The organism is Staphylococcus sp. GDX8P80P (assembly GCF_017893095.1).
In the GTDB taxonomy this organism is placed as follows: Bacteria; Bacillota; Bacilli; order Staphylococcales; family Staphylococcaceae; genus Staphylococcus; species Staphylococcus borealis.
This window is the reverse complement of sequence record NZ_JAESMI010000058.1, coordinates 1-1,026: the sequence shown is the minus strand read 5'-3', so window position 1 is coordinate 1,026 and position 1,026 is coordinate 1. Positions and strand designations below refer to the sequence as shown.

General features: G+C 36.4%; 1 protein-coding gene. It reads right to left on the bottom strand.

Going from position 1 to position 1,026, the window contains the following annotated elements; genetic code table 11:
• On the bottom strand, window positions 1-844 hold an 844-nt coding region (locus tag KA858_RS06075; RefSeq protein WP_151516248.1), incomplete at its 3' end, for an IS256-like element IS256 family transposase.
• Window positions 845-1,026 lie beyond the last annotated feature (182 nt).

The window sequence follows — 1,026 nt, the reverse complement described above, 5'->3', positions numbered from 1 at the left end:
AAATTCCTTTAACAGCTTCTCTGAAAGATTTTGAATTTTTTTTAGGAATGGTGGTAAAGATATTTCTTAGGAAGTGAACTTGGCATCTTTGCCAACTTACGTTGGTGAAGGATTTTCTAATGGCAGAGACTAATCCTTTGTGCGCATCAGAAATAACGAGTTCCGTACCTTGTAAACCGCGTTCTTTTAGGTATTCAAAAAATGTTGTCCAGGTCTCTTCGCTTTCGCCACTTTGAATCATGAAGCCGATAATTTCACGGTCGCCATCTTTGGTTATTCCAATCGCTATATGACAGCTTTTTGAGAGTACTCGATTTTCTTCTCGTACTTTTATATAGAGTACATCGGTCATTAAGTAAGGATAATTTTTTTCTGATAATAAACGATTCTGCCACTCGTTAACCATAGGTTCTAGCTGTTCTGTTAAGCTAGAAACGAAGGACTTAGAGACGGATTTACCACAAAGTTCTTCCACAATTTTTGATACTTTACGAGTTGAAACGCCTGATACATACATTTCCAACATTGAAGCCATGAGGGCTTTTTCGTTTCGTTGATAACGTTCAAACACTGTGGGTGAAAAATGGCCATCACGTGTTCTGGGTACTTTTAATTCTAGCGTGCCTACACGTGTCGTAAAGCTGCGCTCATAATAGCCATTTCGTTGACTTTGTCGGTTTTCTGTTCGTTCATATTCTTTTGCTTGAATATATTCTGTTCGTTGATTTTCCATTAGTTGATTAAATACCGTTGTTAAAATATTTTTAGAAACGTCATCCTTTACAGAATATTCAATAATGCTTTGAATCTCTTCGCTTTTCAGTGTAAAATGTACTTGGGTCATGTAAAAGTCCTCCTGGGTATGTTTTTGTCGTTAAAAACATTGTACCGTAAAAGGACTGTTATATGGCCTTTTTACTTTTACACAATTATACGGACTTTATCAATATTATATCTTCAGTGCATTGAAGATTGCTGGACCGTCTTCAACTTTCTTCCTTGTAACATTTTGTTTACCGAGCAACT